Genomic DNA, 22,234 nt, shown 5'->3' on the forward strand with positions numbered 1-22,234 from the left:
ATGTGTAAAGGTTCTTCATAATAAGATTCAAGTTTGAAGCCGTTATAATACGTAATGTGTTGATGAGGACCAGTACGGCAGGAGCCTGCGTTCAGAGAGCAAATCATTTGCTGTGAGATTTGCCGCATGGTTTGTCGGAACCCGCCTCGGAGCGCCAGGGATGAACCTGGCCAGGGTCCTCTCCCTGTTATCAATGAGGCCAAGCGGACATGTGCATGTATGCTCATGTCAACAAAGGTGGTACCGCGGAAGCTAAGCTTTTCGTCCTTTTTATTATGGATGAGAAGCTTTTTTTATTTAGAAGATCAACAACAATACCAAAGGAGCAGAGGTGGTTTAATAAGATGGATACCAAAAGAAAACACCGAATCGTGGTGAAAATCGGCAGTAGTTCGTTAACCAATCCGACGGGAGGACTGTCCCGTGAAAAGCTTGAAGAGCATGTGGCTGCGCTTGCTGCGCTAAAAAAAGCGGGACACGAAGTGATCCTCGTATCCTCAGGCGCCGTAGCAGCCGGATTTACGACACTTGGGTATCCATCCCGCCCCGTTACGCTCGAAGGAAAGCAAGCGGCCGCAGCTGTTGGGCAAGGGTTGTTAATCCAGGCTTATAATGATGCACTGCGTGCACAGCAGCTAAACGGAGCGCAAATTCTGCTTACACGTGATGATTTCTCCAAGCGCAATCGCTACCACAATGCTCAACGCGCACTTAATGAATTGCTGAAGCGTGGGACGATTCCTATTATTAATGAAAATGACTGCGTAGCCGTTGATGAGCTGACATTCGGCGACAATGATATGCTGTCCGCCCTGGTGGCGGGATTCTTACGCGCTGATGATCTGATTATCCTAACGGATACAGATGGGCTGTATGATGCTGATCCACGTACCAATCCACATGCGAAAAAGTTCACGCTGATCGAAGACATCACCCCGGAAATCGAGGCGTTGGCAGGGGATGCCGGAAGCAGCGTCGGCACTGGCGGAATGCGCTCGAAGATTCATGCAGCCAAATTCGCTCTCTCGCTCGGCATCGATATTTTCATCGGAACCGGCACTGGAGCTGATAAACTGTTGGATATTCTTACGGGCAAGGGGGAAGGAACATATTTCCGCAATCAGATGAAGGCGCCTCTTAAGTCTCATAAACAATGGATTGCCTTCCATGCGGAAAGCGACGGAAAAATCGAAGTCGATCAAGGGGCAGCACAAGCGCTGCTCTATGAAGGCAAAAGTCTCCTTCCGTCAGGCATTACGGCTGTCACAGGAGAATTCACCTGCGGGCAGGTTGTAAAGATCGTGGATACACAGGGCAATCTCTTAGGTAAAGGCGAAGTCAATTATTCCGCTGAGCAATTAGAACAGGTAAAAGGAGAATCGACCACATTCTCTAAAGAGAAGCTCGGTATCCACCGGGTAGAGGTCGTGCACCGTGACAATTGGGTAACATTGTATATTGAAGATACAGCGAAACAAAAATATAAGGAGGAGATTATGCAATGACTTTACTAGATAAAGCAGCAGCAGCTAAAAAAGCGGCGGCACAGATGGTGACGCTGACGACCGAGGAAAAGAACGAAGCGCTGCGCGTGATGGCGGATGCGCTTGAGGATAACATTGCAGACATTCTCAAATCCAATCAAAAAGATGTGGAAGCAGCAAAAAAAGCAGGGGTTACCGATGCATTGATTGATCGCCTTGCGCTTTCAGAATCACGCATTCGTGACATGGCACAGGGACTGCGCGACGTCGTTCACCTTGAAGATCCAATCGGCGAAGTGCTCGAAGCATGGGATCGCCCAAATGGTCTTCATATTACGAAAGTGCGTGTTCCACTTGGTGTCATTGGCATGATTTATGAAGCGCGCCCGAACGTTACGGTCGATGCAACGGGTCTCTGTTTGAAAGCCGGCAATGCCGTTGTGCTGCGTGGAAGTTCTTCTGCCCTTCACTCCAATCAGAAGCTTGTCAAAGTATTGCGCGAGGCGCTGCGCACAACAAAGATCACAGAAGAAGCCGTGCAGCTCCTTGAAGAAGGGTCGCGCGATGAAGTCAATGCGATGCTGAAATTGAATGAATATCTCGACGTCCTCATTCCGCGAGGCGGAGCCGGGTTGATCCGGTCTGTGGTGGATAATGCATCCGTCCCGGTACTTGAAACAGGAGCAGGGAATTGCCATGTCTATGTCGATGAATCCGCCCAGCCGGATATGGCTGAGCAAATCGTCGTCAATGCAAAAACACACCGTCCGGCCGTCTGTAATGCCGCTGAAAAACTACTCGTACATGAAGCATGGGCAGCCAAGTACCTCTCTTCTCTGCTTAGCGCATTGAAAGAGAAAAACGTGGAACTTCGCGGGTGTGAACGCACATGCAAGCTAGCCGGAGATCTAGAGATCATCCCTGCTACCGAAGAAGATTGGAGTACAGAATACCTCGATTATACGATCGCGGTAGCTGTGGTCGATTCACTTGAACAGGCGATTGATCATATTAATCAATATAGCACGAAGCATTCGGAAGCCATTATTACCGAATCAGAGAACAATGCACGCAGCTTTCAGATACGTGTTGACTCCGCGGCAGTCTATCATAATGCGTCCACTCGTTTTACCGATGGAGCGGAATTTGGATTTGGAGCTGAAATCGGCATTAGCACACAGAAATTGCATGCGCGCGGCCCAATGGGCTTGCCGTCTCTTACCTCTTCTAAATACGTCATCTACGGTACAGGGCAAATCAGATAAAGGGGAGAAAAATATGTCCATCCTAAAAGATAAGACGATCTGTTTTCTTGGTGCCGGATCTATGGCAGAAGCGATGATCTCCGGCCTTGTTGACAAGAAACTGCTGCCTGCAGAACAAGTGTATGCGATCAATCGCGGCAATCGCGCCCGAATCGAAGAACTCGTCTCCCGCTACGGGATCGCTACACCTACTAAAGAAGAGGCCATCGCTACAGCAGACATTGTTGTGCTGGCCATTAAGCCTAAAGACGTGGCAAGCGCAATTGCAAATATCCGCCCACTAACCACACCGCGCCAGCTCTTCATCTCCGTTCTGGCCGGTACATCTACGGATTATATTACCAGCCTCCTTGGTCATCAGGCGGCTGTGATTCGCACCATGCCGAATACATCCGCTGCTGTAGGCATGTCGGCCACAGCACTCGCGCCGGGGGCTCATGCGTCCGATACGGATATGGAAATAGCCCTGAATATTTTTAAAGCCATCGGAATTGTAGAAACCGTGCAGGAAGAAGCCCTGCACGCTGTAACAGGGCTTTCCGGAAGCGGCCCTGCTTATGTATACTATTTGGTAGAAGCAATGGAGCAGGCAGGACAAGAAATCGGACTTGAGGGCGATGTAGCACGCCGCCTTATTTTGCAAACCATTATCGGAGCGGCGCACATGCTGCGCGACCGCGGGGAAGAACCAGCGGTACTGCGCAAGCAGGTGACCAGTCCAGGCGGTACGACAGCAGCAGGAATCGGCGTCCTTGAGGAACGCGGCTTCCAAGAAGCTATGCTTGCCTGTATTAAACAGGCTGTCGCACGTTCGGAAGAGATGGGAAAACAGTCGGTTTCTACCTCCTAGTCGCTGCTTCAAACCCGGCAAAGGAGACAGGATATGGACGTTTTTGCACTGTACGGCCCAAGCGGCACAGGGAAGAGTACAAGCGCACTCGAGCTTGCGCACAAACATAAAATCAATGCAATTATCGATGACGGTCTACTGATCTATAAGGGGCGCAGGGTGGCCGGTACGTCTGCTAAGTATGAACGTACAACCGTGCAGGCCGTAAAGCGGGCCATCTTCTTTTATGACGATCATGCAAAAGAAATACAGCAGGCTATGAAAGAATTTAATATTGAACGGATTCTTCTTCTTGGCACCTCACGTAAAATGGTGGATCGTATTGCGGCGGCACTAAAGGTTGCCCCTATCTCGACCTACATCAACATCGAAGATATCCGTTCATCAAGTGAAATTAAAGCCGCTCTCTATACCCGACGCACAGCAGGTCAGCATGTCATTCCGATTCCCCATATTCAGGTGGAACAGGATTTCTTTCGTCGTCTGATCGCCCGCGGCAAGAAAATTTTCTCTTCCAAAAGAGAAATGATTGGTGAGACTACTATCGTACAGCCTGATTTCGGAGGCGGACGCATGCATGTCACCGAACATGTACTGCGCAAACTGGTTGTTTTAAGTCTGGAGAAAATGGATGAAATAGAAAACGTAACAAAAATCAACATTACCTTAAACGATCTCCCCTCGATTTCATGCGAAGTGCATTTACGCGTACCCCGTGGAACGTCGCTGCCGCAGCTCGCGCAGGAAGTTCGCCGACGCGTATACGCTTCCTACGTCCAACACCTCAACATTGAGCTCCACAGCATCCACGTTCATATTGGAAAACTGATGATAGCCGACGCCTGAATGCGTCGGCTTTTTTTGTGCAAAATATTCGTGTACCTATTCCACCTACGAAGGGAGATATCCTTAATGCAACAGCAAATGACGGGCCAGCCGCAAGCACAGCAGGCAATCATGACCACACCTCCAACGGTGATGACTACAAAAGACACCGCTTACGTCAAAGACCAGATGAGCTGGCTGCTTGTAGCCATGAAAAAATGCAGCCACTATGCGCAAGAATGCACAGACCCCCAAGTAAAGCAGTTGATCGAACGAACCGGACAAATGCATCAGCGCCAATATAACCTGCTGCTTCAGCACTGCCAAAACAACAACACTTCTGCGATCAGCACCATGCCTGCCGGTATGTCGGCACAATAAGGAGGAGTCTTCCCATGCCAAACAACAAAATTGCCAATCCGACCTCGCCTGCTGAGCAGCAGGCACAACAGACGCCGCAAATGACTGATCGTGACCGCCTAAACGACATTCTTGCTACAGAGAAATATCTGACAGATGGATTTAATATTGCGACACGCGAAGCAAGTCACGAATCACTGCACCGTGATACCATGACCTGTCTAACCGAAACGCAGCAATGCGCCCGCGATATCTTTAATCTGATGTTTCAAAAAGGCTGGTATACACTTGAAGCAGAAGATCAGCAGAAATTAGACCAGACCTACCAGCAATTCAGCGGTTACACGTCCCAGTTTCCCTATTCAGGACATATGCAATAAAAAGAAAAGACAGAGGCGGCCCACTGCGCCTCTGTCTTTTCTCCTTTAACCCCTCAAGCTCTCACATTCAAATGCTGATGTGCTGAATCGCATCGGGTGGCCATCAATAGTTATGTTATACTGGGAAGGGAGCAGGACAGCGTCGATGTTCTCCTATTCCTATGCACTTTTATTTTCTTAGAAAGAAGGCCATTCACTATGCGATACAGCGATATGTCACGAGAAGAGCTTCAAGCCGAGATGCAGCGGCTGCGCGGGGAGAGCATGCGCAAATACCAGGCAGGCTACATCTCAGAAGCCTCTATTCTAGAATCGAAATTCTTCATGGCCCGCTCCTACTTGCTTGATAGCGATGATTTCATGAGCGGACAAGAATATGGTGTGGTCGGCTACGAAGAGCCCTTCTTCGTCCGTTACTTGAATGGAATCATGGCATGGGGACATTTTCGTTCCTCAATGGAAGAAAAAGCGTTTCCGATCGGACGGCTTGAAGATATGGGACCATCATGCGGTTCCGGCTGCGGCTGCGGTAGTTAACTCCGCCGCATACGCCATTCGCTTTTTAGCAGGCCGTATATAATGTGATCGACATAATGATCATACAGCCATTCTCCCTGACGAATCCGCCCCTCTTGAGTAAACCCAAGCCGCTCCGGTATGGCGCGGCTTTTTTCATTCTGTACGGCACAATGAATCTCGATCCGGTTCAATCCCATCTCATCGAGCGCATAAGCAATTAACCGATGGACAGCCGCTGTCATAATGCCCCTCCCCTGGGCCTCTTCACTCATCCAATATCCAATGCTTGTACGATGATTGATCCAATCTATATAATGCAGCCCAATAATGCCAAGGATCGATCCGTTATAGCGCACCGTGTAATCCACACCATTCTGTACAAGGCGGCGCTGTATACTCGCGTTAATAAACAACTCCACATCCGCTACGCTTTGATTTGCATCCACCCATCCCATAAAGCCACGCAGGTGCCTACGATTCTTATCAATCAGTGCATACAGTGCGGGTGCATCTCTCAACTCCACTTCCCATAACGCTAGACTATCATTTATATATAAAGCCATCGTTTTATCCTCCCTGTGCAGTTGAGCACGTTAGCTCTTGCCAATTATTACACGATACAAATCCGTCTATTCTCCCCATACTATCAATAATCATCAATCCCATATGAAGGAGGAATCTTATGCGCAGATGCACCTTCCCCATTGTCTGCGTACTGCTTGCCTTCTGTCTTATCGCCCAGCTTATGCTGGCGGATACACATGTTCAGGCACAAACAGAAGCAAAAGCGGGCCTCACACCACCGCCGGATACAATCCTTGTCGCCATCCGTGAAAGTACACCCGGTGGAGAGCCCAATCCGCGCGGACGTATTCTATATGTACGCCAAGTTCCTTTTAATGAATACATCCGTAATGTTCTGCCTAACGAATGGCTTCCCAGTTGGGAGGCAGAAGCGTTAAAAGCAGGCGCATTGGCAGCTAAAATGTTCACCTGGTATCATGCCCTGCATCCTGTAACAATCGACAACCACCAATTCGCCGTAGATAATACGATAAATTTTCAGCTATACCGTGAAGGCACAAGCATGCCCCGAACGAATGCCGCTATTGAGGAGGTAAGGGATCTGGCTTTTGTAAAGCCAGACGACACGATTTTCGAGATGAATTATCGAGCCGGTTATCCGAACTCGCCCAACAGTCCGTATCGCCGCGCACAAAAAATGGCACAGCATGGCAGCCAGTATTTGGCTTCTAAACAGAATAAAAATATGCTCGAAATCCTTCAATATTATTATGAAGGAAAAAAACTCGCACTACTACACAGTAAAACGAAAGAAAAGGAAAAAGCGGTGCTCCCCGAATACCGATACGAAACCTTTCACCGCCAGAGCAGCGATCCGCTTGCCATGCAGCCCGATGTCAAACCCGGAGCAAATATTCCCGGACATAACAAATGGGATCGATGGGCGCAGATGCAAGTACGCGTCATTGATGCTTGGAGCAAAAAGCCGATCCCGGGCGCAGAAGTCGTCATCGCGGAGAATGGCTATCGTAGTAAAACCGATAGCCGAGGGTATACTCCGGCCTCTCCAGCACCGATTATTCATTCCTCTCATCTACCAGATACCTTAGCCCGGCTGCATGGACAACTGACACTCCTTGTCTATAAAAACGGGTACCGTGATACGATACACTATAATATTCAGATGAATGAGGGTACGACGACGACACCAGAAATATCGATCTACCCGCTTCCTGCAGATCAGCAGCGCATAGAGCCCTACATCTATCATCATCCGACGCACCATCTATTCAGCGTCGAACTATCCGAACAATTCCGCAGCCACTCACAGCCTGGCGCAGGACCGGAGAGCCCTGATCGATGAGCCAAAAACTAAAACTCATCCTCTTCATTTTGCTTATTATTCTAAACGTTGCCGTATTTCTCTTCAATCAGCGGCATGACCTAGCACGCACCACCAAAGCAGGGAATGTACAGACGGTCATCATTAACCATCACGGCTTTATTCCACAGCATATTACGTGTAAACATGGTGAAATCCTCTCCCTCGTTGTTCGTAACGAGGATGGAGCAGCGCATAATTTTGTCTTAGAAGCATACCGAATTTTTTCTTCTGATTTGCGAAAGGGCGAAAGTACTCACATACGCTTTGTGCCTCATCGAAAGGGAACATTTCGCTTCATATCAGATACCCCGGGGGTGCCGGAGCCAGCGTATGAAGGAGTATTATATGTACAGTAAAAAAGGGATAAGCGGCTATATGCTGCACTATCCCTTTTCCTGTATTTGTTTATATCTCGTTACCATCCAATGGCTTCACACCTGCAACGGCCCATATCCCGGTCGCTCCTTGACGCACAGGCTGATACAATTCAACAAGAAAGAAAGCACCTCCATGTTGAGCTTTGATCGAAGCACGGTGTAATCCTGAATCATAATCAAGATATTGGCTCTCAAAGCGGAACACGTCCTCCACTCCAAATCCGAGCCGTTCGATACCGATGCGCCGCGCCGTCTCTACCGGATGCAGACGCCACGGATTATCACCGTGATCAACCGCATACTGAATCATAAGGAAGTCCTCTTCTACTGCTCCGTATGTTCGCCCCACATCACCGCTAAAGCCCTCTGCCTGCTTCCGCTTCCCCGTTCCTGTTAACAATCCGAGCAAACGTTTTATCGTCACATGCATCACCTTTTTAATCAGTGTATGCGTATGAAGAAAACGAAGGCACAAAAAAGCCCGCCCATTACATGGCGAGCGCAGATTCAAACGGACTAGCTACGATGCGGCCCCGTTGCACTTGTCGATGAAATGCATCCTTCTCAATGACAAATCCTTCATTTGATCCTTCATACCGACAGGCGAAGAACAAGCGATCCATCTCTTCCACCATAAACGGCTTCTTCTCCCGAGCCAAGCGATAGTGTCCACCAACATGGTTCTGTATCATAACAAATCTCCTCCATCTCCGTATCATTTGTTATCTGTAGTATAACACATTCTGTAATAATACAGCAAGATGTTTTTTGAAAATTATTGTAATACAGATTGTTTTTGTTTAATCACCCAGATCACCAGCATAAGCGGCACAAGGCCAAGCAAAGTAAGTACGCCAAAAAACGTATACGTAGTCAAAATACCATACGCATCCACAAGCATCCCACCCACTACATTGGTTGCCATGGAACCGAGACCAAGCCCCATCGATGTATAGATGGAAAGCGCCGTCACCCGGAGCGTCTTAGGGGTATTGGCTCTCACGAACTGGGCTGCAGATGCCAAATATAAACCAACTGAAAAACCCTGCACAAAGAAAAGAATCAGCACAGCGCTCGGAGACGGACTCATCCCATACCATAGCCAGCGCACAGCCGATACCAGACCCGCGACAAGAATCGTCTTCTCTAGACCTAAACGCCGGATGAAAAAGCCCGACCATTTCATAAAAGGTGCTTCGCTTCCTGCAAACAAAAGGAATGCCAAGCCAATGCCTGCAATCTGTCCCCCCATCTCTTCATACAACAGACCAAAGAAAACATTATTGCCGTTAATCGGCCCAAAGATCAGAAACGCGCTTGCAAGAAAGAGCATATACCGTGGAAGGCGAATCAACTCGCGTAGACCTTTGAATACATTGACCGCAGCCACTGAACGTTCTGCCTGCACACCCTGCAAAAACACAAAAGCGCTTATCTGCGCAAAAGCATACACATAAAAAATTGCGCCAAGCCAAAAAGCATCAGCCAATAGGCTAGATACTAGTGTGGCAATGGCAAAACCGATTGCCCCCCATTGACGAATGCTTCCGAACTCCACACCTGTACGCGACGCATACTGCAGGGCCAGTCCATCTGAGATAGGTACGGCCCCGCTTTGAAAAAAATGCAGCACACCGTATAACAGTGCAAATGCAATAAAACTCTTCCCTCCCGCCAGCAGCAGAAGCGATGCACCCACAGCCCCCAACAGGACGCCGCCTAACACTTGTCGCGATACTTGAAATCGATCACACAGCATCCCCCAGAACGGCTGCGCAAAAATCGCTACAATCGGCCCAACCGACACAATCAAGCCAATCTCGGTACCACTCATCCCAATGCTTTTCAAATAATGAGAGAGCAGCGGATATAGAGCACCCAGTGCAAAGTAAATAAATAGAAAAAGGCCGCTAATGCTTACGGACTCGCGCTTCCAAATTGGTGTAGCCATTGCCTTTCCCCTTTCAAAAAACAGAGGGCAAACCCATATAGGTTTGCCCGTGTCATCCCGACTGTTTATCGCTTATATGCCGGCAGCATCTTCTTCGGATTCACTGTCCGCGCCTTCTCCCACGTCTCCGGTTTTGCCTCTTCATATTGTTCAAGAAAGGCAATAACCTCCTTGGTAAGCGGTGTCGGCGTGGAAGCCCCAGATGTAACGGCTACTTTGCGCTTGCCCTTAAGCCAAGACAGGTCCAATTCATCCAGATCAGAAATGCGATATGCCGGCACACCTGCAATCTCCTCGGCCACCTGAGCCAAGCGGTTGGAGTTGTTGCTGCGCGGGTCTCCCACCACTAGAAGCAGATCGGCCTCCCCAGCTTGTTCAGCCACCGCTTCCTGTCGCACCTGCGTCGCCATGCAGATCTCATTATGAATCTCACACTGTGGATATTTTTGAATAACCTTATTCATAATATGCCTAATATCCCATTGGCTCATCGTTGTCTGGTTAGTCACAATCAGCTTATCAGCAGCGATATCCAACCGGTCAGCATCCGCCTCCGTCTCAATTAAATGAACACGGTCAGGTGCTACACCCAGCGCGCCTTCTGGTTCCGGATGGCCTTTTTTCCCAATATAAATGACATGATATCCTTGGGCAACCTTCTCCCGAATCAGGTCATGGGTTTTCGTTACGTCCGGGCATGTCGCATCTACAACAGTCAGCCCCTTAGCGCGAGCGCGTTCCTTTACTTGAGGCGATACGCCGTGCGCCGTGAAAATGACAGTGCCTTTCTCTATTTGCTCAAGCATCTCCATGCGATTCGGGCCGTCTAAGGTGATGATCTCCTGTTCTTCAAACGCTTTTACCACATGACTGTTATGAACGATCATGCCAAGAATATAGATTGGCCGCGGAAAATCGAAGTTCTGTGCTGTCTTCTGCGCCAGCACCATAGCGTCCACGACGCCGTAACAATAGCCGCGGGGCGAGATTTTAATAACTTCCATACTGTGTACTGCCTCCCCACCGTCAGATTGGGGCGCTGACTTAAGCGCCACCGCATCCATTATAACTCAAGCGGCAGTCCCAGCGCACCCCATTCACGTAATTCAAGCGTGCGAGCACCTTCGATGATCACCGGATCATTCTGTGCGAGTTCAAGCGCTTCTTCATATGTATCAGCAATATAAATAACCATGCCGCCCTTTCCGTCCGTAAACGGGCCGGCAGCCATAATTTTTCCTTCATGATAGAGCCTGTTAATATACGCAAGGTGAGCAGGGCGATGCTGGGCGTTCTTTTCCTGATCAATAATTGGTAAAAATGCAACATATTTCATTGTGTATTCCCCCTTTAGATGATGGCTTGGTCCATACAAAAAAGGGTCGTCCATATGTCCAACCCCCTTTTGACACCCACATGTACAGTTTAGCTTACCTTACTACGGTGTAGCAAACTTTGTCATTACAATCAGCACATCAGCGAATATGCAGACCAAAAGCGCAACCCCAGTGAACCCTATCGCAAACTTGTTCTTTTGCTTCATTACATTACGAAGACCCCATGCAACAAAGATCGTGAACACAAACATGAGAATATTCATCAGCATATTCCCTCAACCCCTCCCGTATAAAGCTGAAGTATAATTCCAAAACACCTTTTATTTTATCAAAGAGAGGCAAACTCTGGCAAATAAAGATTATGTCTTTTTGTTCACCTCTCGATGCTGCAAGACGCAAAAAGTCCTTTTCCCGTTGTTATTCTTCCTCATCTTCCCCAACTTCAACCATTCGGTCTTGCTCAATATAGACCAATTCGCCGGCCGTCCATTCCACCTGACCACTTGTTAGGTTCGTAATAAGATGCTTTAGCGGCTCTTCCTTACCTTCTTCCTCCCCTACAGTCACTGTTACCTTATCCAAATATTGAATCCCAACAATGCTGTACTGCTGGGCGTTCAGCTCATTCTCTACTTTACCGAGATGCGTATAATCGAATGAAAAATGATGCTCACGCGTCAAGATCCGTTCTACTACTCCGGCGGCACGTACACCTGCACTTGCGGATTTGCCGTATGCGCGGATCAGACCGCCTGCCCCAAGCTTAATCCCGCCAAAATAACGAGTAACAACCACAGCCGTATCCTTAAGCCCTTTCTTCTTTATTACTTCAAGGATGGGCTTGCCCGCCGTACCGCTCGGCTCTCCGTCATCGTCCATCTTCTGGAATTGATCATTCTCGCCTACGATATAAGCCGAGCAGTTATGTGTAGCATCCCAATGCTTCTTCTTAATTTCTTGTATGAAGGCAACCGCGTCCTCCGGCGTCTCCACCCGCTTTACATAACTAATAAAACGGGAACGATTAATCTCAATCTCTGTACTTCCCATTGGACGTACGGTCAAATATCGCTGCAGCATCTATATGTCATCCTTTCTCTTCGTTTTCTATATCTTATCCGGTTCCTTTCGTACCGCCTGGACATGGCCTATTATTGTAAACAACATGTTTGAAGGCGGATAAACATAGACCTCTTTTTGTTTTACAGGATATAATAAGGTAACTATTATGATATCACAGGCAAGGTTGGTGTACGATGACATGGATGCTGCTTGACGGATTGAATCCGTCACCATTTTTGCTTGCTGCTGCTCCAACTGGAGGAGCCTCCTCTTTTTGGCAGACGATTGAGCCCTATCTTACGTTTTTATTTTCACTTTCTGTATTTTTGATTGCGTTTCTGATCGTGCTCGAAAATCGGAATCCTTCTCGGACAGTGGCTTGGCTTATTATCTTGAACTTCCTTCCCATTGTCGGATTTATTTTTTATATATTGCTGGGTCGAAATGTACGTAAGCGCAAGCTGTTTCGCAACAAATTCATCAGCAACGCAGAGGTTCTGAAGAAATTGGAGCGGGTACCTGTCGGAATGCTTGATGAGAACGATTTCTGGCAGTACCCCCACCTTGCTTCCAAGCGGCGGCTATTGAACCTAATGGTGAATGTCGCCCAGTCCCCGTTCACATACAAAAATCGAAGCAAGGTGCTGACCAACGGGGATGAGACGTTTCGTCAGATGATACAGGATATGTCTGAAGCAAAGGATCATATCCACTTTCAATTCTATATTATTCGCCATGATACAACCGGGCAGCAATTTAAGCAGGTTCTCATGGACAAAGCACGAGAAGGCGTGAAGGTTCGCGTCATTTATGATGGGGTGGGCAGCGTTCGGCTCGATAAGCGCTATATTACCGAGCTAAAGAGCGCCGGAGTTGAAGTGGTAACATTTTTTCCCGTTATTCTTCCGTTTCTTAACAACAAGCTCAACTACCGGAATCACCGGAAAATTGTCATCATTGACGGGAAGATCGGTTTTGTGGGTGGATTAAACATTGGAGATGAATACTTAGGCAAAGACACGCGGTTCGGCTTCTGGCGCGATTCCCACCTGCGCGTCGAAGGCGAATCGGTCTATCTGCTCCAGAATATCTTCTTGAAGGATTGGTTTTTCGTAACGGACGAAAGCATTGAGGGTGATCGGTATTATCCGTCTCTTACGGAAGAGCCCGGTGAAGAACTAATTCAAATCGCTGCAAGCGGACCGGACTCCGACTGGGAATCGATATGGCAGATGTATTTCTCCATTATTGCGACGGCACAGGAGAAGATCTATATTACCTCCCCTTATTTTGTGCCGGATGATTCCATCAGCATGGCGCTAAAGACAGCGGCATTAAGCGGACTTGATGTACGTCTGCTGCTGCCGAGCAGACCGGATCATCAAACCGTATTCTGGGCATCGCGCTCCTACTTCCAAGAGCTTCTTGAAGCAGGCGTACGCTTTTATTTGTATCAACCGGGTTTTGTGCATGCGAAGATTCTGCTTGTCGACGGTGTCGTTGCTTCCATCGGCACAGCAAATATGGATATCCGAAGCTTTCAGCATAACTTTGAAGTGAATGCGATTTTGTATAACAGCAACTCTGTGTATAAACTTGAAGAGGATTTTATTCAAGACCTTATGGACAGTAGGGAATTGACCTTAGAAGAGTATAAGAAGAGACCCTGGCATCACCGTATTCTTGAATCCATTGCCAGGCTCTTATCTCCGCTGCTATAAAATAATAAAGAACAGGGATAAAAACACGTCTGTGCTTTTATCCCTGATTTTTTTTGCTGTATGATTTGCCTTCAGATGATTATCTCGCAAGTGGATAGCTGTCCGACTTTCCCGCCGCTATCTGCCCAATCGGCAAAATTTCATAGCGATTCTTATTCTGATATTTATGGATACGAATTAGCTGTTTTTCTTCTAGGCTCTTAATTTTTCTTTCCACGGTGTTTTTGTTCATGTTACATCGAGCGGCAATTTTACGAATGGACGGCATCCATTTCTCCTCACTGCGCTGCACAATTTGCATAAGAAATACATAAATCATGAACTCAAACGGGTCTAAGCCTAATGCGAATAAATCATTAACATCGTTTATATCCATCCTTTCACCTCTTTTATGTCCGTATTTTCTACTTCTATTATTTCTGATTTCTACTCCCAATTTCAAGACCTTCTGCACTTCTATAATATGACAGACAATAAGAAAGCCATTCCGTATCATAAGGGAAATGGCTTTTTCACTTTATTTAACTCTATTAAATTATTTATTTAAATGCAACATTTACACGATAGCCAACAGGTTTATAGATTTGCTGAAGCACCCGTACGGCGCGATCCTCCGCCGTCTGCAGAATACCACTGGCCTTTGCTTCACGGCGCAATTGGCTGCGGGCTTCAGTCAGAAACGCCTGTTGCTCATCAGGTGTCATTTTTTTGCGGAAGATCTCCTCTTCTGAGAATGCTTTCACTTTATCAATATCAATATTAGGGTCCTGTAAGAAATCAGCCCGCGGTAGCGTTACTGTAATCTGCTTATTCGCCTCATCAATGACAATATCAGACGACGTAACCTTCTTCAAATCAATGCCGACCAGAACCTTAGCCGGTACATCAATATGGAAAAAACGCTTCGTACCCGGAAGCTCAAAGTCATAGAAGCGGTAAGCATCTTCCCCTTCTAGGGTTGTCATCATGACGGCCTCCGCTGTCGTCAAGTAGGATAGATCACGAATCTCCTGTACAACAGTCTGCCCAGTAACCTGTGGTGCACCGAACCAACCACTACCTGCCCAGATACCAGCCCCGATCACCGCTAATCCTAGAACACAAGCAGCCGTCCACGTCTTTACCTGCTTCGTCCAGCGCATTCGCGGAAACGAAAAACGCGCCCGCTTCCTCTTCTGAGGCGCTTGTTCTGTCTCTGCATACGGCAGCCGATAAATCGTTGCCCCTTTGTGTCCTTGTTCCGCTTCCTGCCGAACCCGTAGCATGTCGTCTTTGTTGTTCACCGTTTCTCCTCCTACTTTATATACCCTGTTGGTGACCTGCATTTTGTCTATACTAATTAAACGCAACAACGACAAAAAAGTCGCTAGGACATAGGAGCGACTTTTTATGCTTCGACTCGTACTATAAATACAGCAGCGTTACTATCATTATACCAAGCAGACAAGCCAAGAGAAAGAAAAAAGATACCCAGTGCATGATGCGAACGGTTTGTTTGATATCTTGCGCCTCAATGGAGCGGTATCGATCTCCCATTTTGGCACGATGCGACGGGATTCCCTGATAATAATTGGTTCCGCCAAGCTGGATGCCCAGCGCACCCGCTACCCCCGCTTCCGTAAATCCGCTATTCGGACTTGGATGACGCCTCGCATCACGAATAATGATAGCTGCACAATTACGCCAATTCAAACGCAGCAGCCAGCTTACACATATAAGCAGAAGCGCAGCCAGACGCGCGGGGACATAATTAACAAGATCGTCAAAACGGGCAGACGCCCAACCGAGATTTCGATAGGCATCGTTTTTATAACCAACCATCGAATCGAGCGTATTCGCTGCACGGTACGCCATCGCCAGCGGCGCGCCTCCAATCGCTGCATAAAATAGTGGAGATAAAATGGCATCGACAATATTTTCCGCTACTGTCTCCACAGCACCGCGTGATACCTCTCCTTCATCGAGCCGGTCCGTATCACGTCCGACTACCATCGCTAGTGCCTGCCGTGCCTCTTCAAGCTTCCCTTCCTTAAGTAAGCCATAGATACCTATGCCTGCCTCCGCAAGCCCCTTAGTGGCAATTGTAGTGGAGATAAGCCACGCTTCCACCACCCAAGAAAGCCATGGATGAATCCAGGACAAGAGAACAAGCAGCCACCATGTCAAGACGAAGCTGCCACCAACGAGTATAAGCGGAAATAAAATCCCTACATGCTTTAACTGCTCTTCGCGTACAACACGACGCCGAAGCTGCCGCTCCAACCATGTAATTACGCGGCCCATATAAACAACAGGGTGGGTCAACCACCGAGGGTCTCCGACCAATCTGTCTATAATATATGCGGAAAGTAAAACACATACACGTACAAGCATTATGACTCTCCCTGCGTAGCTACGGCTTCATACACTGCCTGATAAACAAGACGTCCGATCGCGTTACCGATCGTTGTTGCCGCCCCAGCAAATTGATGCGGTGCTCCATGTGCCTCATCCTGCGTAGCAGCAAATACAACAGCGTCAGTTGTTGTACCGGTTGCGGTCTCTCCATCTTCATCAGAAATCCCCAGATCTTGCAAAGCAGCGGACTTCGCTTCCGTAGCGGTAATGACGCTGTTGATCATAGCGGAGGGTGTGAGATGGGCGTCAGCTAACAGAAAGATATTGATTGTACCGCATTGATAGGCAGAGAACGTCTCCCGTGCTTTTCCGGCACGAGCACTGTTCCTTGTCCCGGCTGTAGCACAGCAGAGGATACGGTATCGATCACCCGCCTCCTCTGTAATAGAAGCATGCGTAATCTTAGCTGCCGTTTGTAACCCAATGGATGCATCAACAGGATAGCCCCATGCCCCCAGTTGATCCCTCATCATAATCGTAGGGTCTTCACAACGGTAGGTCAGCGGTACCTTCCAATTGATGAAGTGACTTGCTTGCGCGATACCACCCCGCCAAAGCGCGCTGCTAACCGCAGTAAGCGGCACCGGGGAGTGCAGCAGTAAATAATCCTCCTGATACGCAACAGTAATAGCCGGCCATATAGCTGATGTATAACGTGTAGATGAACGAAATGGCTGCGTCATACTGTAATTCCTTTCTGATTTCCTGCAACGGCAAATTCATAAACCGAACGATGCCATCCTTCCATCTGCTGGCGCAGCTCGGCGGCCTGCTGATGATAAATAGGAGAGTTGGTATCAAGAAGAATACCTGCTAATGTACCGCTGTGAGCAATTACGACACCAAGGCCTCCTATCTTATGGCAGAGCGCTTTCAATTCTGCAAAATCTGGATGCGGCAAACGCTTCTGATGCATCTCAGCGCTGCGTGTAGCCACATAGCCAATTAGTTCACTGTCTCCAACGCGAAAAGCTTCCTGAAGTTTCAGTAAAAGCTGATCATATTCCTTTTCTTCCTGCAATGTATAATGAGCCTTGCGCTTATTAAACGATACGGTATCTACCTTACCGCCCCGATCCACACCTATGATCTGAAGCGATGGCAACTGACCCAGACTCGTAATGACTCGTCCTTCATGATGCTGATAAGCTACCACCTCATCATACATAATGCCGTCAGTCGGCTCTACCTGCACAAGCAATGATGAGATATGCTGTGGCAGCAGACGGAGCTGATGCGCTTTGGATACGGCGCGGCAGGCGGCCACCATATCAGCCGTACTGGTCGCAAATCCTTTACCGTCAGGAAGGGACTGCTCCAATAAGAGTGTGCCGCTCAACGAGAGCTGATACTGTGCCATCAATCGACGCAAAATACGGCGCACTTTAATTTTCTGTGGGGATGTAAGCAATTCGCCGGAAGCAGACGGATAAAACGTCGCTTTCGCAAAACTGGCAATAGGCAAAGAGACAAGAAAAGGCACACCCTCTCTCTGCCCCTGTAGCAGCTCGCCAAACGTATGGCATGCTGTACCTGTAGTTGCTTTCATGGTTTTCTCCTCGTTTCCTATCCATTTTCTCTATCCGCTTCTGTTTTCTCTCTTTATTTCTTTTATAATGACGATGCCATCCATTTTTGTCTACCTTTATTTGTGACAATCACACTGCCGGTACCAGGTCCTGTAACCGACCAGAACGCCTGCGGGTCTTCTGCAACATATGTGGCAAGAAACCAACGAATGGGACCGCCATGCGTCACCAGTACGGCTGTCTCACCGGGCTTCATCCGCCCAACCAGCGCATCCAGCCACACGCCCAGCCTATTCCTAAGATCTCGCAAGCTTTCCCCGTTCGGTGGAGCAACATCATGAGGATTATTATACCATCTTTCAGCTAACGTTTTATGCGTCAGCATGATTTCTTCATACGTCTTTCGATCCCACGCCCCGAAGTCAAGCTCGCGTAGCTCAGGAACGACACGCGGCTCGACGTCATGCGGACGAGCTACAATGGCAGCCGTCTCACGGCATCGGATAAGATCGCTCGTATATATAGAGTGAATTGTTTCATGCTGAAGGAGCAGGGCCGCCGAAGCTGCCTGCTCCCGTCCAAAGGCGGTAAGAGGCGCATCATAGTGACCAAGATAACGCCGCGCTCGGTTCTCTTCTGTTTCTCCATGCCGAATCCATATCAGCCTTATCAAAGCAGCTTCCCTCCCGCCATAATGAATACAAGCGCAGCAGCTTCAGCCCATTCAACCAGTGCTCCGTAACAATCGCCACTCAAGCCACCCAGCCGCTTCGCTACGGAACGAAGGAATATCCAGCAGATGAGTGCGGTGCCGCATACAACAAATACCCCTGCGATGCCGTACAAAACGAATGCGAACCCGCTCGCAAGGAAAAAGGAAAGCCATACATTCCAGAAAGCAAGCCCCTCTCGCAGTCCGGTCCCAAGTCCCTTTTCCGTAATATAGGGCCAGAACCAAATTGCCGCAAGCAGAGCTGTCCTTGCAAGAAGCGGCGGAAGCAGCATCCACAGCTCCATATGCCCGGAAGTGATTTCGTATAAGGCCGCAACTTTCACCATAAATAAAAGAATGGCCGCGGTAACGCCCATCGCGCCTACCCGGCTGTCCTTCATAATCGCAAAAATTTTCTCCCGATCCCGCCAGCTTCCAAGTCCATCCGCTAAATCCATCCATCCGTCCAGATGCAGCCCACCCGTGCTATACACCCAGAAGACCAGCGTAAGCACAGCCGCTACCGGAGCTGGAAACAGCCAGCCGAATAACCAAGCAGCTCCATACAGCACAATCCCTAACAGCAGTCCGACAATCGGATAGAACGCTACACTACGCCGCCAATCTGCCGCCTCATGACTGAGGCGCGGAACCGGAAAACGAGTAAGAAAGGCGACCGCATGAAAAAAAGCACTCATATGCCCGCCCCTTTAATCTGCCACGGAATGCCTGACAGTACGGCATATACGTCATCCGCCTCTGCTGCAATTCGCTGGTTCACACTGCCAAGCACATCCTGAAACCAACGTCCGAGACGAGACATCGCAACTCCGCCAAGTCCGGTCTCGCTAGTAACGACAATAAGCGTACCTTCATATTGCTTTGCCAAGGCAAGCCATCGCTCTACCTCTTCGTTAATTCGTTTCGTCTCTTTCTCATTCCGAAGCCTTTCTTCAGGCACAGCAATCAGCAGATTGCTAATCCATGTTGATACACAATCAAAAAGCACCGCATCATACGCATGATACGCCGCCACACCATCGGCGGCATCGTATGGCGTCTCGCTGATCCCCCATGAAGCAGGCCGCCGTTTTCGATGAAGGACAATACGCGCCTCCATCTCCTCGTCCGTGCATACGCCGGTCGCTACATATAATACGGAAGCACTCCGTTCTTTGGCTAACTGTTCTGCAAATGCACTTTTGCCGGAACGCACACCGCCTGTAATTAATACAATACTCACAGTTTCTCTCTCTCCTCTTTCATCACATCGTTAAGCGCCGCAAGCAGGCGATCATTCTCCATACGCGAACGGACTGCTACCCGTATGTCCTGTGATGTTAGGCCCGGATACATATCACAGTTGCGAATCATGATTCCCTTTCGTCCAAGCGCTTGTTGCAACTCCCTTGCCGTCCAGATCGAAGGAAGGCGCACCAGCAGGAAATTCGCCTGTCCCGGCCAGACAGTAACACGTAAGTCTACAGACAATCTGGAGCGCAAATACTGCCGCTCCTCCGCAATCAACCTGCGTGTGTCCGCTTCATATGCATCTACTAGGCAGCATGCCTCCCCGGCTGCCAGCGCGAGACGATTGACACTCCAAGGTATTTGTTTTTCTTTCATACGCGCAATCAAATCAGGATGGGCGACTGCAAAACCGAGACGCAAGCCGGGAATGGCATAGAATTTTGTCATGGAGCGCAAAAGAATCACCTGTGGATACTGTATGATTTCAGGTAATAGCGTAGGTTGGCGATCCGGGGGTAAAAAGTCGATAAAGGCTTCATCTATAATAAGATAAGCCTTCTTCTCCGCTGCCCGCACAGCCAAACGACGCATCGACTCCAGATCATATAATAAGCCGGTCGGGTTATTCGGATGCCCGATGAACAATGCATCCACTTGATCAAGCAGCCTCTCAAGTTCATCGACAGAAGGCAAAAAGCCATTGTCCGCATCCCCAGTGCATCCGATCACTTCTGCTCCATATTGTCGCGAGAGCTGTACATACTCAACAAAAGAAGGATAGATGACTCCTACCTTGCGGGGAGCGAGCGCCTGCAAAGCAAGAGCCATGCATTCCGCTGCTCCATTACCAATAAGAATCGTCTCCTCCTCTGTATTATATTTATTCGAAAGCGCACTGATTAACCCACGATGCGCCGGGTCCGGGTAATGGACGATCCGACGCATCTCATCTTCTATCGCAGCTAAAGCCTGCGGTGGGGGGCCGAGCGGATTAATATTCGCACTGAAATCAAGGAGGCGATCCGGTGCGATGCCGAACAGCGCAGATGCGGTCAGCATATCTCCACCGTGTCCGAACTTCTCCATTTCCCCCATCAGAACTCAACACCCAGCACAGCTGGAATCCCTTCTTCATAATAATGCTTTACTGGCTGCATCTCCGTGACAAGGTCCGCTCGGTCAATGATTTCCTGGCGCGCGCTCCGTCCGGTGATTACCAAATGCATGCCGTACGGGCGGTTATCGATCAGCCCCATTACTTCCTCAATCGGCAGCACATCATCAATGGGGAATGTAGTAATGGCAAGCGCATTGTTCAATTCATCTAATATGACGACATCATACGCACCACTCATGACTTTTTCCTTTGTAAAAGCCCAAGCATCCTTTAGCGCCGCCCGATGTTCCTCTGGTGTTTTTAACCATGTAAAGCCGCTGCCTTTCTGATGCATTTCAATTCCGATTTTATCAAATGTAATTTTCTCGCCATATGTGCGTTCCGGTGATTTAATAAATTGAATCATAAGAACGCGTTTTCCACGGCCTACAGCTCGTACTGCAAGCCCCAGTGCCGCTGTTGTCTTTCCTTTCCCATCACCTGTATAGACGAGCATAAGCCCGCGTTGTTTATCTGGTTTACTCATAGCGCTCCCCCCATTTATCATGATAGATTAACGTATCAAGCACGCGGCGCCTCTCCCATTTTTCTGTCTCAAGAATGGGAGCCGCCGGATAATGATCCGTATAGCCAAACGACAGCAGCGCCACCGGATCAATATGAGGCGGCAGGGCAAGAATGTCGCGCACATCGTTTTTCTTATAGAAACTAACCCACCCCATTGCAATACCTTCCGCACAGGAGGCTAGCCACATATTCTGAATGGCACAGGCCGTCGACATGATATCCGTCTCCGGAATGGAGTTGCGCCCTAAGACATGGGAGCCGCCGCGTGAAGGATCACATGTCACGCATATTGTAAGCGGCGCTTCTTGAATTCCCTGCACTTTCAAGCGAAGAAACTGATCCGCCCGCTCTTCTTCATAATGAATAGCAAGCGCCTTTCTCTCTTTCTCCGATGCCCATGCGAGCCTCTCCTTCACCTCATTCGACGTAATAAGTATGAAGTTCCACGGCTGCATAAAGCCAACAGACGGTCCGTGATGTCCGGCCTCTAGAATGCGCTGTACCGCATCATTGGGCAGTGGGTCTGGAAGGAATGAACGGACATCGCGTCTCGTCTCAATCACCTTGTATACTGCCTGTCTTTCCTCTTCAGTAAACATCGGTCGCCCCTCTTCCTTTCTA

Annotated in this window: 29 protein-coding genes and 1 other annotated feature; of the genes, 10 read left to right on the forward strand and 19 right to left on the reverse strand. The window is 48.7% G+C overall.

Going from position 1 to position 22,234, the window contains the following annotated elements; translation table 11 throughout:
* Positions 1-50 precede the first annotated feature (50 nt).
* Positions 51-272, forward strand: a binding site (T-box leader).
* A 72-nt stretch (positions 273-344) separates the two neighbouring features.
* The 7 genes from proB (at position 345) to AB3351_RS15865 (ending at position 5,701) form a co-directional block, all read left to right on the forward strand.
* Positions 345-1,505, forward strand: a complete 1,161-nt coding sequence (gene proB, locus AB3351_RS15835; RefSeq protein WP_371148120.1) for a glutamate 5-kinase — start codon at positions 345-347, stop codon at positions 1,503-1,505.
* A complete protein-coding gene (locus AB3351_RS15840) occupies positions 1,502-2,749 on the forward strand; it encodes a glutamate-5-semialdehyde dehydrogenase (RefSeq protein WP_371148121.1) in 1,248 nt (415 codons plus the stop codon). The genes proB and AB3351_RS15840 overlap by 4 nt, the downstream gene beginning before the upstream one ends.
* 13 nt (positions 2,750-2,762) lie before the next feature.
* A complete protein-coding gene (gene proC / locus AB3351_RS15845; RefSeq protein ID WP_371148122.1) occupies positions 2,763-3,599 on the forward strand; it encodes a pyrroline-5-carboxylate reductase in 837 nt (278 codons plus the stop codon).
* A gap of 33 nt (positions 3,600-3,632) precedes the next feature.
* Positions 3,633-4,445, forward strand: coding sequence for a hypothetical protein (locus tag AB3351_RS15850; RefSeq protein ID WP_371148123.1), 813 nt, complete (start codon positions 3,633-3,635; stop codon positions 4,443-4,445).
* A gap of 66 nt (positions 4,446-4,511) precedes the next feature.
* Positions 4,512-4,805 (forward strand): hypothetical protein, encoded by a 294-nt coding sequence (locus AB3351_RS15855; RefSeq protein WP_371148124.1) that lies wholly within the window; start codon positions 4,512-4,514, stop codon positions 4,803-4,805.
* Positions 4,806-4,819: 14 nt separating this feature from the next.
* Positions 4,820-5,164: a spore coat protein gene (locus AB3351_RS15860; RefSeq protein WP_371148125.1), complete on the forward strand. Its 345-nt coding sequence runs from the start codon at positions 4,820-4,822 to the stop codon at positions 5,162-5,164.
* Between the two features lie 198 nt (positions 5,165-5,362).
* Positions 5,363-5,701 (forward strand): DUF1811 family protein, encoded by a 339-nt coding sequence (locus AB3351_RS15865; RefSeq protein ID WP_371148126.1) that lies wholly within the window; start codon positions 5,363-5,365, stop codon positions 5,699-5,701.
* On the opposite strand, the gene AB3351_RS15870 is transcribed toward AB3351_RS15865, so the two are convergent.
* Positions 5,698-6,246: a GNAT family N-acetyltransferase gene (locus AB3351_RS15870; protein ID WP_371148127.1), complete on the reverse strand. Its 549-nt coding sequence runs from the start codon at positions 6,244-6,246 to the stop codon at positions 5,698-5,700. The two genes, AB3351_RS15865 and AB3351_RS15870, sit on opposite strands and share 4 nt — an antisense overlap.
* Positions 6,247-6,365: 119 nt before the next feature.
* Between AB3351_RS15870 and AB3351_RS15875 the strand changes: the two genes are divergently transcribed.
* Both AB3351_RS15875 and AB3351_RS15880 read left to right on the forward strand, forming a co-directional pair.
* Positions 6,366-7,571: a carboxypeptidase-like regulatory domain-containing protein gene (locus AB3351_RS15875; RefSeq protein WP_371148128.1), complete on the forward strand. Its 1,206-nt coding sequence runs from the start codon at positions 6,366-6,368 to the stop codon at positions 7,569-7,571.
* Positions 7,568-7,948 (forward strand): cupredoxin domain-containing protein, encoded by a 381-nt coding sequence (locus AB3351_RS15880; protein ID WP_371148129.1) that lies wholly within the window; start codon positions 7,568-7,570, stop codon positions 7,946-7,948. Before AB3351_RS15875 ends, AB3351_RS15880 begins: the two co-directional genes overlap by 4 nt.
* Before the next feature lie 49 nt (positions 7,949-7,997).
* On the opposite strand, the gene AB3351_RS15885 is transcribed toward AB3351_RS15880, so the two are convergent.
* From AB3351_RS15885 to AB3351_RS15915, 7 genes are all read right to left on the reverse strand, one after another.
* Positions 7,998-8,393: a hypothetical protein gene (locus AB3351_RS15885; protein ID WP_371148130.1), complete on the reverse strand. Its 396-nt coding sequence runs from the start codon at positions 8,391-8,393 to the stop codon at positions 7,998-8,000.
* Between the two features lie 64 nt (positions 8,394-8,457).
* On the reverse strand, positions 8,458-8,661 hold the full coding sequence (locus AB3351_RS15890; RefSeq protein WP_371148131.1) for a hypothetical protein: 204 nt from the start codon (positions 8,659-8,661) through the stop codon (positions 8,458-8,460).
* Positions 8,662-8,744: 83 nt separating this feature from the next.
* On the reverse strand, positions 8,745-9,920 hold the full coding sequence (locus AB3351_RS15895; protein WP_371148132.1) for an MFS transporter: 1,176 nt from the start codon (positions 9,918-9,920) through the stop codon (positions 8,745-8,747).
* Positions 9,921-9,985: 65 nt separating this feature from the next.
* A complete protein-coding gene (locus AB3351_RS15900) occupies positions 9,986-10,924 on the reverse strand; it encodes a 4-hydroxy-3-methylbut-2-enyl diphosphate reductase (RefSeq protein ID WP_371148133.1) in 939 nt (312 codons plus the stop codon).
* Positions 10,925-10,983: 59 nt separating this feature from the next.
* Positions 10,984-11,256: a YciI family protein gene (locus AB3351_RS15905; protein WP_371148158.1), complete on the reverse strand. Its 273-nt coding sequence runs from the start codon at positions 11,254-11,256 to the stop codon at positions 10,984-10,986.
* A gap of 102 nt (positions 11,257-11,358) precedes the next feature.
* Entirely contained in the window at positions 11,359-11,526 is a 168-nt protein-coding gene (locus AB3351_RS15910; protein WP_371148134.1) for a DUF2759 domain-containing protein, read from the reverse strand.
* A gap of 148 nt (positions 11,527-11,674) precedes the next feature.
* The gene (locus AB3351_RS15915) at positions 11,675-12,337 is read right to left on the reverse strand and encodes a YigZ family protein (protein WP_371148135.1); all 663 of its coding nucleotides are present in this window, start codon (positions 12,335-12,337) and stop codon (positions 11,675-11,677) included.
* Between the two features lie 176 nt (positions 12,338-12,513).
* On the opposite strand from AB3351_RS15915, the gene cls reads away from it, so the two are divergent.
* On the forward strand, positions 12,514-14,040 hold the full coding sequence (cls, locus tag AB3351_RS15920; protein ID WP_371148136.1) for a cardiolipin synthase: 1,527 nt from the start codon (positions 12,514-12,516) through the stop codon (positions 14,038-14,040).
* Positions 14,041-14,119: 79 nt separating this feature from the next.
* Here the strand turns inward: cls and AB3351_RS15925 are convergent, their stop codons facing one another.
* The 11 genes from AB3351_RS15925 to bluB form a co-directional block, all read right to left on the reverse strand.
* A complete protein-coding gene (locus AB3351_RS15925; RefSeq protein WP_371148137.1) occupies positions 14,120-14,416 on the reverse strand; it encodes a helix-turn-helix domain-containing protein in 297 nt (98 codons plus the stop codon).
* Between the two features lie 163 nt (positions 14,417-14,579).
* The gene (locus AB3351_RS15930) at positions 14,580-15,323 is read right to left on the reverse strand and encodes a DUF4230 domain-containing protein (protein ID WP_371148138.1); all 744 of its coding nucleotides are present in this window, start codon (positions 15,321-15,323) and stop codon (positions 14,580-14,582) included.
* A gap of 121 nt (positions 15,324-15,444) precedes the next feature.
* Positions 15,445-16,413, reverse strand: a complete 969-nt coding sequence (cbiB, locus tag AB3351_RS15935) for an adenosylcobinamide-phosphate synthase CbiB (RefSeq protein ID WP_371148139.1) — start codon at positions 16,411-16,413, stop codon at positions 15,445-15,447.
* Positions 16,413-17,120 carry an adenosylcobinamide amidohydrolase gene (locus tag AB3351_RS15940; RefSeq protein ID WP_371148140.1) on the reverse strand — a complete coding sequence of 236 codons (708 nt, stop codon included), beginning with the start codon at positions 17,118-17,120 and terminating at the stop codon, positions 16,413-16,415. Before AB3351_RS15940 ends, cbiB begins: the two co-directional genes overlap by 1 nt.
* Positions 17,117-17,986, reverse strand: a complete 870-nt coding sequence (locus AB3351_RS15945; protein ID WP_371148141.1) for a GHMP family kinase ATP-binding protein — start codon at positions 17,984-17,986, stop codon at positions 17,117-17,119. Before AB3351_RS15945 ends, AB3351_RS15940 begins: the two co-directional genes overlap by 4 nt.
* Before the next feature lie 62 nt (positions 17,987-18,048).
* The gene (locus tag AB3351_RS15950; protein ID WP_371148142.1) at positions 18,049-18,639 is read right to left on the reverse strand and encodes a histidine phosphatase family protein; all 591 of its coding nucleotides are present in this window, start codon (positions 18,637-18,639) and stop codon (positions 18,049-18,051) included.
* The gene (gene cobS / locus AB3351_RS15955) at positions 18,636-19,376 is read right to left on the reverse strand and encodes an adenosylcobinamide-GDP ribazoletransferase (RefSeq protein ID WP_371148143.1); all 741 of its coding nucleotides are present in this window, start codon (positions 19,374-19,376) and stop codon (positions 18,636-18,638) included. Before cobS ends, AB3351_RS15950 begins: the two co-directional genes overlap by 4 nt.
* A complete protein-coding gene (gene cobU, locus AB3351_RS15960) occupies positions 19,373-19,921 on the reverse strand; it encodes a bifunctional adenosylcobinamide kinase/adenosylcobinamide-phosphate guanylyltransferase (RefSeq protein WP_371148144.1) in 549 nt (182 codons plus the stop codon). The genes cobS and cobU overlap by 4 nt, the downstream gene beginning before the upstream one ends.
* Positions 19,918-21,024, reverse strand: coding sequence for a threonine-phosphate decarboxylase CobD (gene cobD / locus AB3351_RS15965; protein ID WP_371148145.1), 1,107 nt, complete (start codon positions 21,022-21,024; stop codon positions 19,918-19,920). The genes cobU and cobD overlap by 4 nt, the downstream gene beginning before the upstream one ends.
* Positions 21,024-21,572, reverse strand: a complete 549-nt coding sequence (gene cobO, locus AB3351_RS15970; RefSeq protein WP_371148146.1) for a cob(I)yrinic acid a,c-diamide adenosyltransferase — start codon at positions 21,570-21,572, stop codon at positions 21,024-21,026. Before cobO ends, cobD begins: the two co-directional genes overlap by 1 nt.
* Positions 21,565-22,212 (reverse strand): 5,6-dimethylbenzimidazole synthase, encoded by a 648-nt coding sequence (gene bluB / locus AB3351_RS15975; RefSeq protein ID WP_371148147.1) that lies wholly within the window; start codon positions 22,210-22,212, stop codon positions 21,565-21,567. Before bluB ends, cobO begins: the two co-directional genes overlap by 8 nt.
* Between the last annotated feature and the right edge of the window lie 22 nt (positions 22,213-22,234).

This window comes from Aneurinibacillus sp. REN35 (assembly GCF_041379945.2).
Taxonomy (GTDB): Bacteria; Bacillota; Bacilli; order Aneurinibacillales; family Aneurinibacillaceae; genus Aneurinibacillus.

What these genes read in the sequence shown, in the direction of transcription:
- proB (WP_371148120.1), top strand. Translation starts at nt 345, where the DNA reads ATGGATACCAAAAGAAAACACCGAATCGTGGTGAAAATCGGCAGTAGT.
- AB3351_RS15840 (WP_371148121.1), top strand. Translation starts at nt 1,502, where the DNA reads ATGACTTTACTAGATAAAGCAGCAGCAGCTAAAAAAGCGGCGGCACAG.
- proC (WP_371148122.1), top strand. Translation starts at nt 2,763, where the DNA reads ATGTCCATCCTAAAAGATAAGACGATCTGTTTTCTTGGTGCCGGATCT.
- AB3351_RS15850 (WP_371148123.1), top strand. Translation starts at nt 3,633, where the DNA reads ATGGACGTTTTTGCACTGTACGGCCCAAGCGGCACAGGGAAGAGTACA.
- AB3351_RS15855 (WP_371148124.1), top strand. Translation starts at nt 4,512, where the DNA reads ATGCAACAGCAAATGACGGGCCAGCCGCAAGCACAGCAGGCAATCATG.
- AB3351_RS15860 (WP_371148125.1), top strand. Translation starts at nt 4,820, where the DNA reads ATGCCAAACAACAAAATTGCCAATCCGACCTCGCCTGCTGAGCAGCAG.
- AB3351_RS15865 (WP_371148126.1), top strand. Translation starts at nt 5,363, where the DNA reads ATGCGATACAGCGATATGTCACGAGAAGAGCTTCAAGCCGAGATGCAG.
- AB3351_RS15870 (WP_371148127.1), bottom strand. Translation starts at nt 6,246, where the DNA reads ATGGCTTTATATATAAATGATAGTCTAGCGTTATGGGAAGTGGAGTTG.
- AB3351_RS15875 (WP_371148128.1), top strand. Translation starts at nt 6,366, where the DNA reads ATGCGCAGATGCACCTTCCCCATTGTCTGCGTACTGCTTGCCTTCTGT.
- AB3351_RS15880 (WP_371148129.1), top strand. Translation starts at nt 7,568, where the DNA reads ATGAGCCAAAAACTAAAACTCATCCTCTTCATTTTGCTTATTATTCTA.
- AB3351_RS15890 (WP_371148131.1), bottom strand. Translation starts at nt 8,661, where the DNA reads ATGATACAGAACCATGTTGGTGGACACTATCGCTTGGCTCGGGAGAAG.
- AB3351_RS15895 (WP_371148132.1), bottom strand. Translation starts at nt 9,920, where the DNA reads ATGGCTACACCAATTTGGAAGCGCGAGTCCGTAAGCATTAGCGGCCTT.
- AB3351_RS15900 (WP_371148133.1), bottom strand. Translation starts at nt 10,924, where the DNA reads ATGGAAGTTATTAAAATCTCGCCCCGCGGCTATTGTTACGGCGTCGTG.
- AB3351_RS15905 (WP_371148158.1), bottom strand. Translation starts at nt 11,256, where the DNA reads ATGAAATATGTTGCATTTTTACCAATTATTGATCAGGAAAAGAACGCC.
- AB3351_RS15910 (WP_371148134.1), bottom strand. Translation starts at nt 11,526, where the DNA reads ATGCTGATGAATATTCTCATGTTTGTGTTCACGATCTTTGTTGCATGG.
- AB3351_RS15915 (WP_371148135.1), bottom strand. Translation starts at nt 12,337, where the DNA reads ATGCTGCAGCGATATTTGACCGTACGTCCAATGGGAAGTACAGAGATT.
- cls (WP_371148136.1), top strand. Translation starts at nt 12,514, where the DNA reads ATGACATGGATGCTGCTTGACGGATTGAATCCGTCACCATTTTTGCTT.
- AB3351_RS15925 (WP_371148137.1), bottom strand. Translation starts at nt 14,416, where the DNA reads ATGGATATAAACGATGTTAATGATTTATTCGCATTAGGCTTAGACCCG.
- cbiB (WP_371148139.1), bottom strand. Translation starts at nt 16,413, where the DNA reads ATGCTTGTACGTGTATGTGTTTTACTTTCCGCATATATTATAGACAGA.
- AB3351_RS15940 (WP_371148140.1), bottom strand. Translation starts at nt 17,120, where the DNA reads ATGACGCAGCCATTTCGTTCATCTACACGTTATACATCAGCTATATGG.
- AB3351_RS15945 (WP_371148141.1), bottom strand. Translation starts at nt 17,986, where the DNA reads ATGAAAGCAACTACAGGTACAGCATGCCATACGTTTGGCGAGCTGCTA.
- cobS (WP_371148143.1), bottom strand. Translation starts at nt 19,376, where the DNA reads ATGAGTGCTTTTTTTCATGCGGTCGCCTTTCTTACTCGTTTTCCGGTT.
- cobD (WP_371148145.1), bottom strand. Translation starts at nt 21,024, where the DNA reads ATGGGGGAAATGGAGAAGTTCGGACACGGTGGAGATATGCTGACCGCA.
- cobO (WP_371148146.1), bottom strand. Translation starts at nt 21,572, where the DNA reads ATGAGTAAACCAGATAAACAACGCGGGCTTATGCTCGTCTATACAGGT.
- bluB (WP_371148147.1), bottom strand. Translation starts at nt 22,212, where the DNA reads ATGTTTACTGAAGAGGAAAGACAGGCAGTATACAAGGTGATTGAGACG.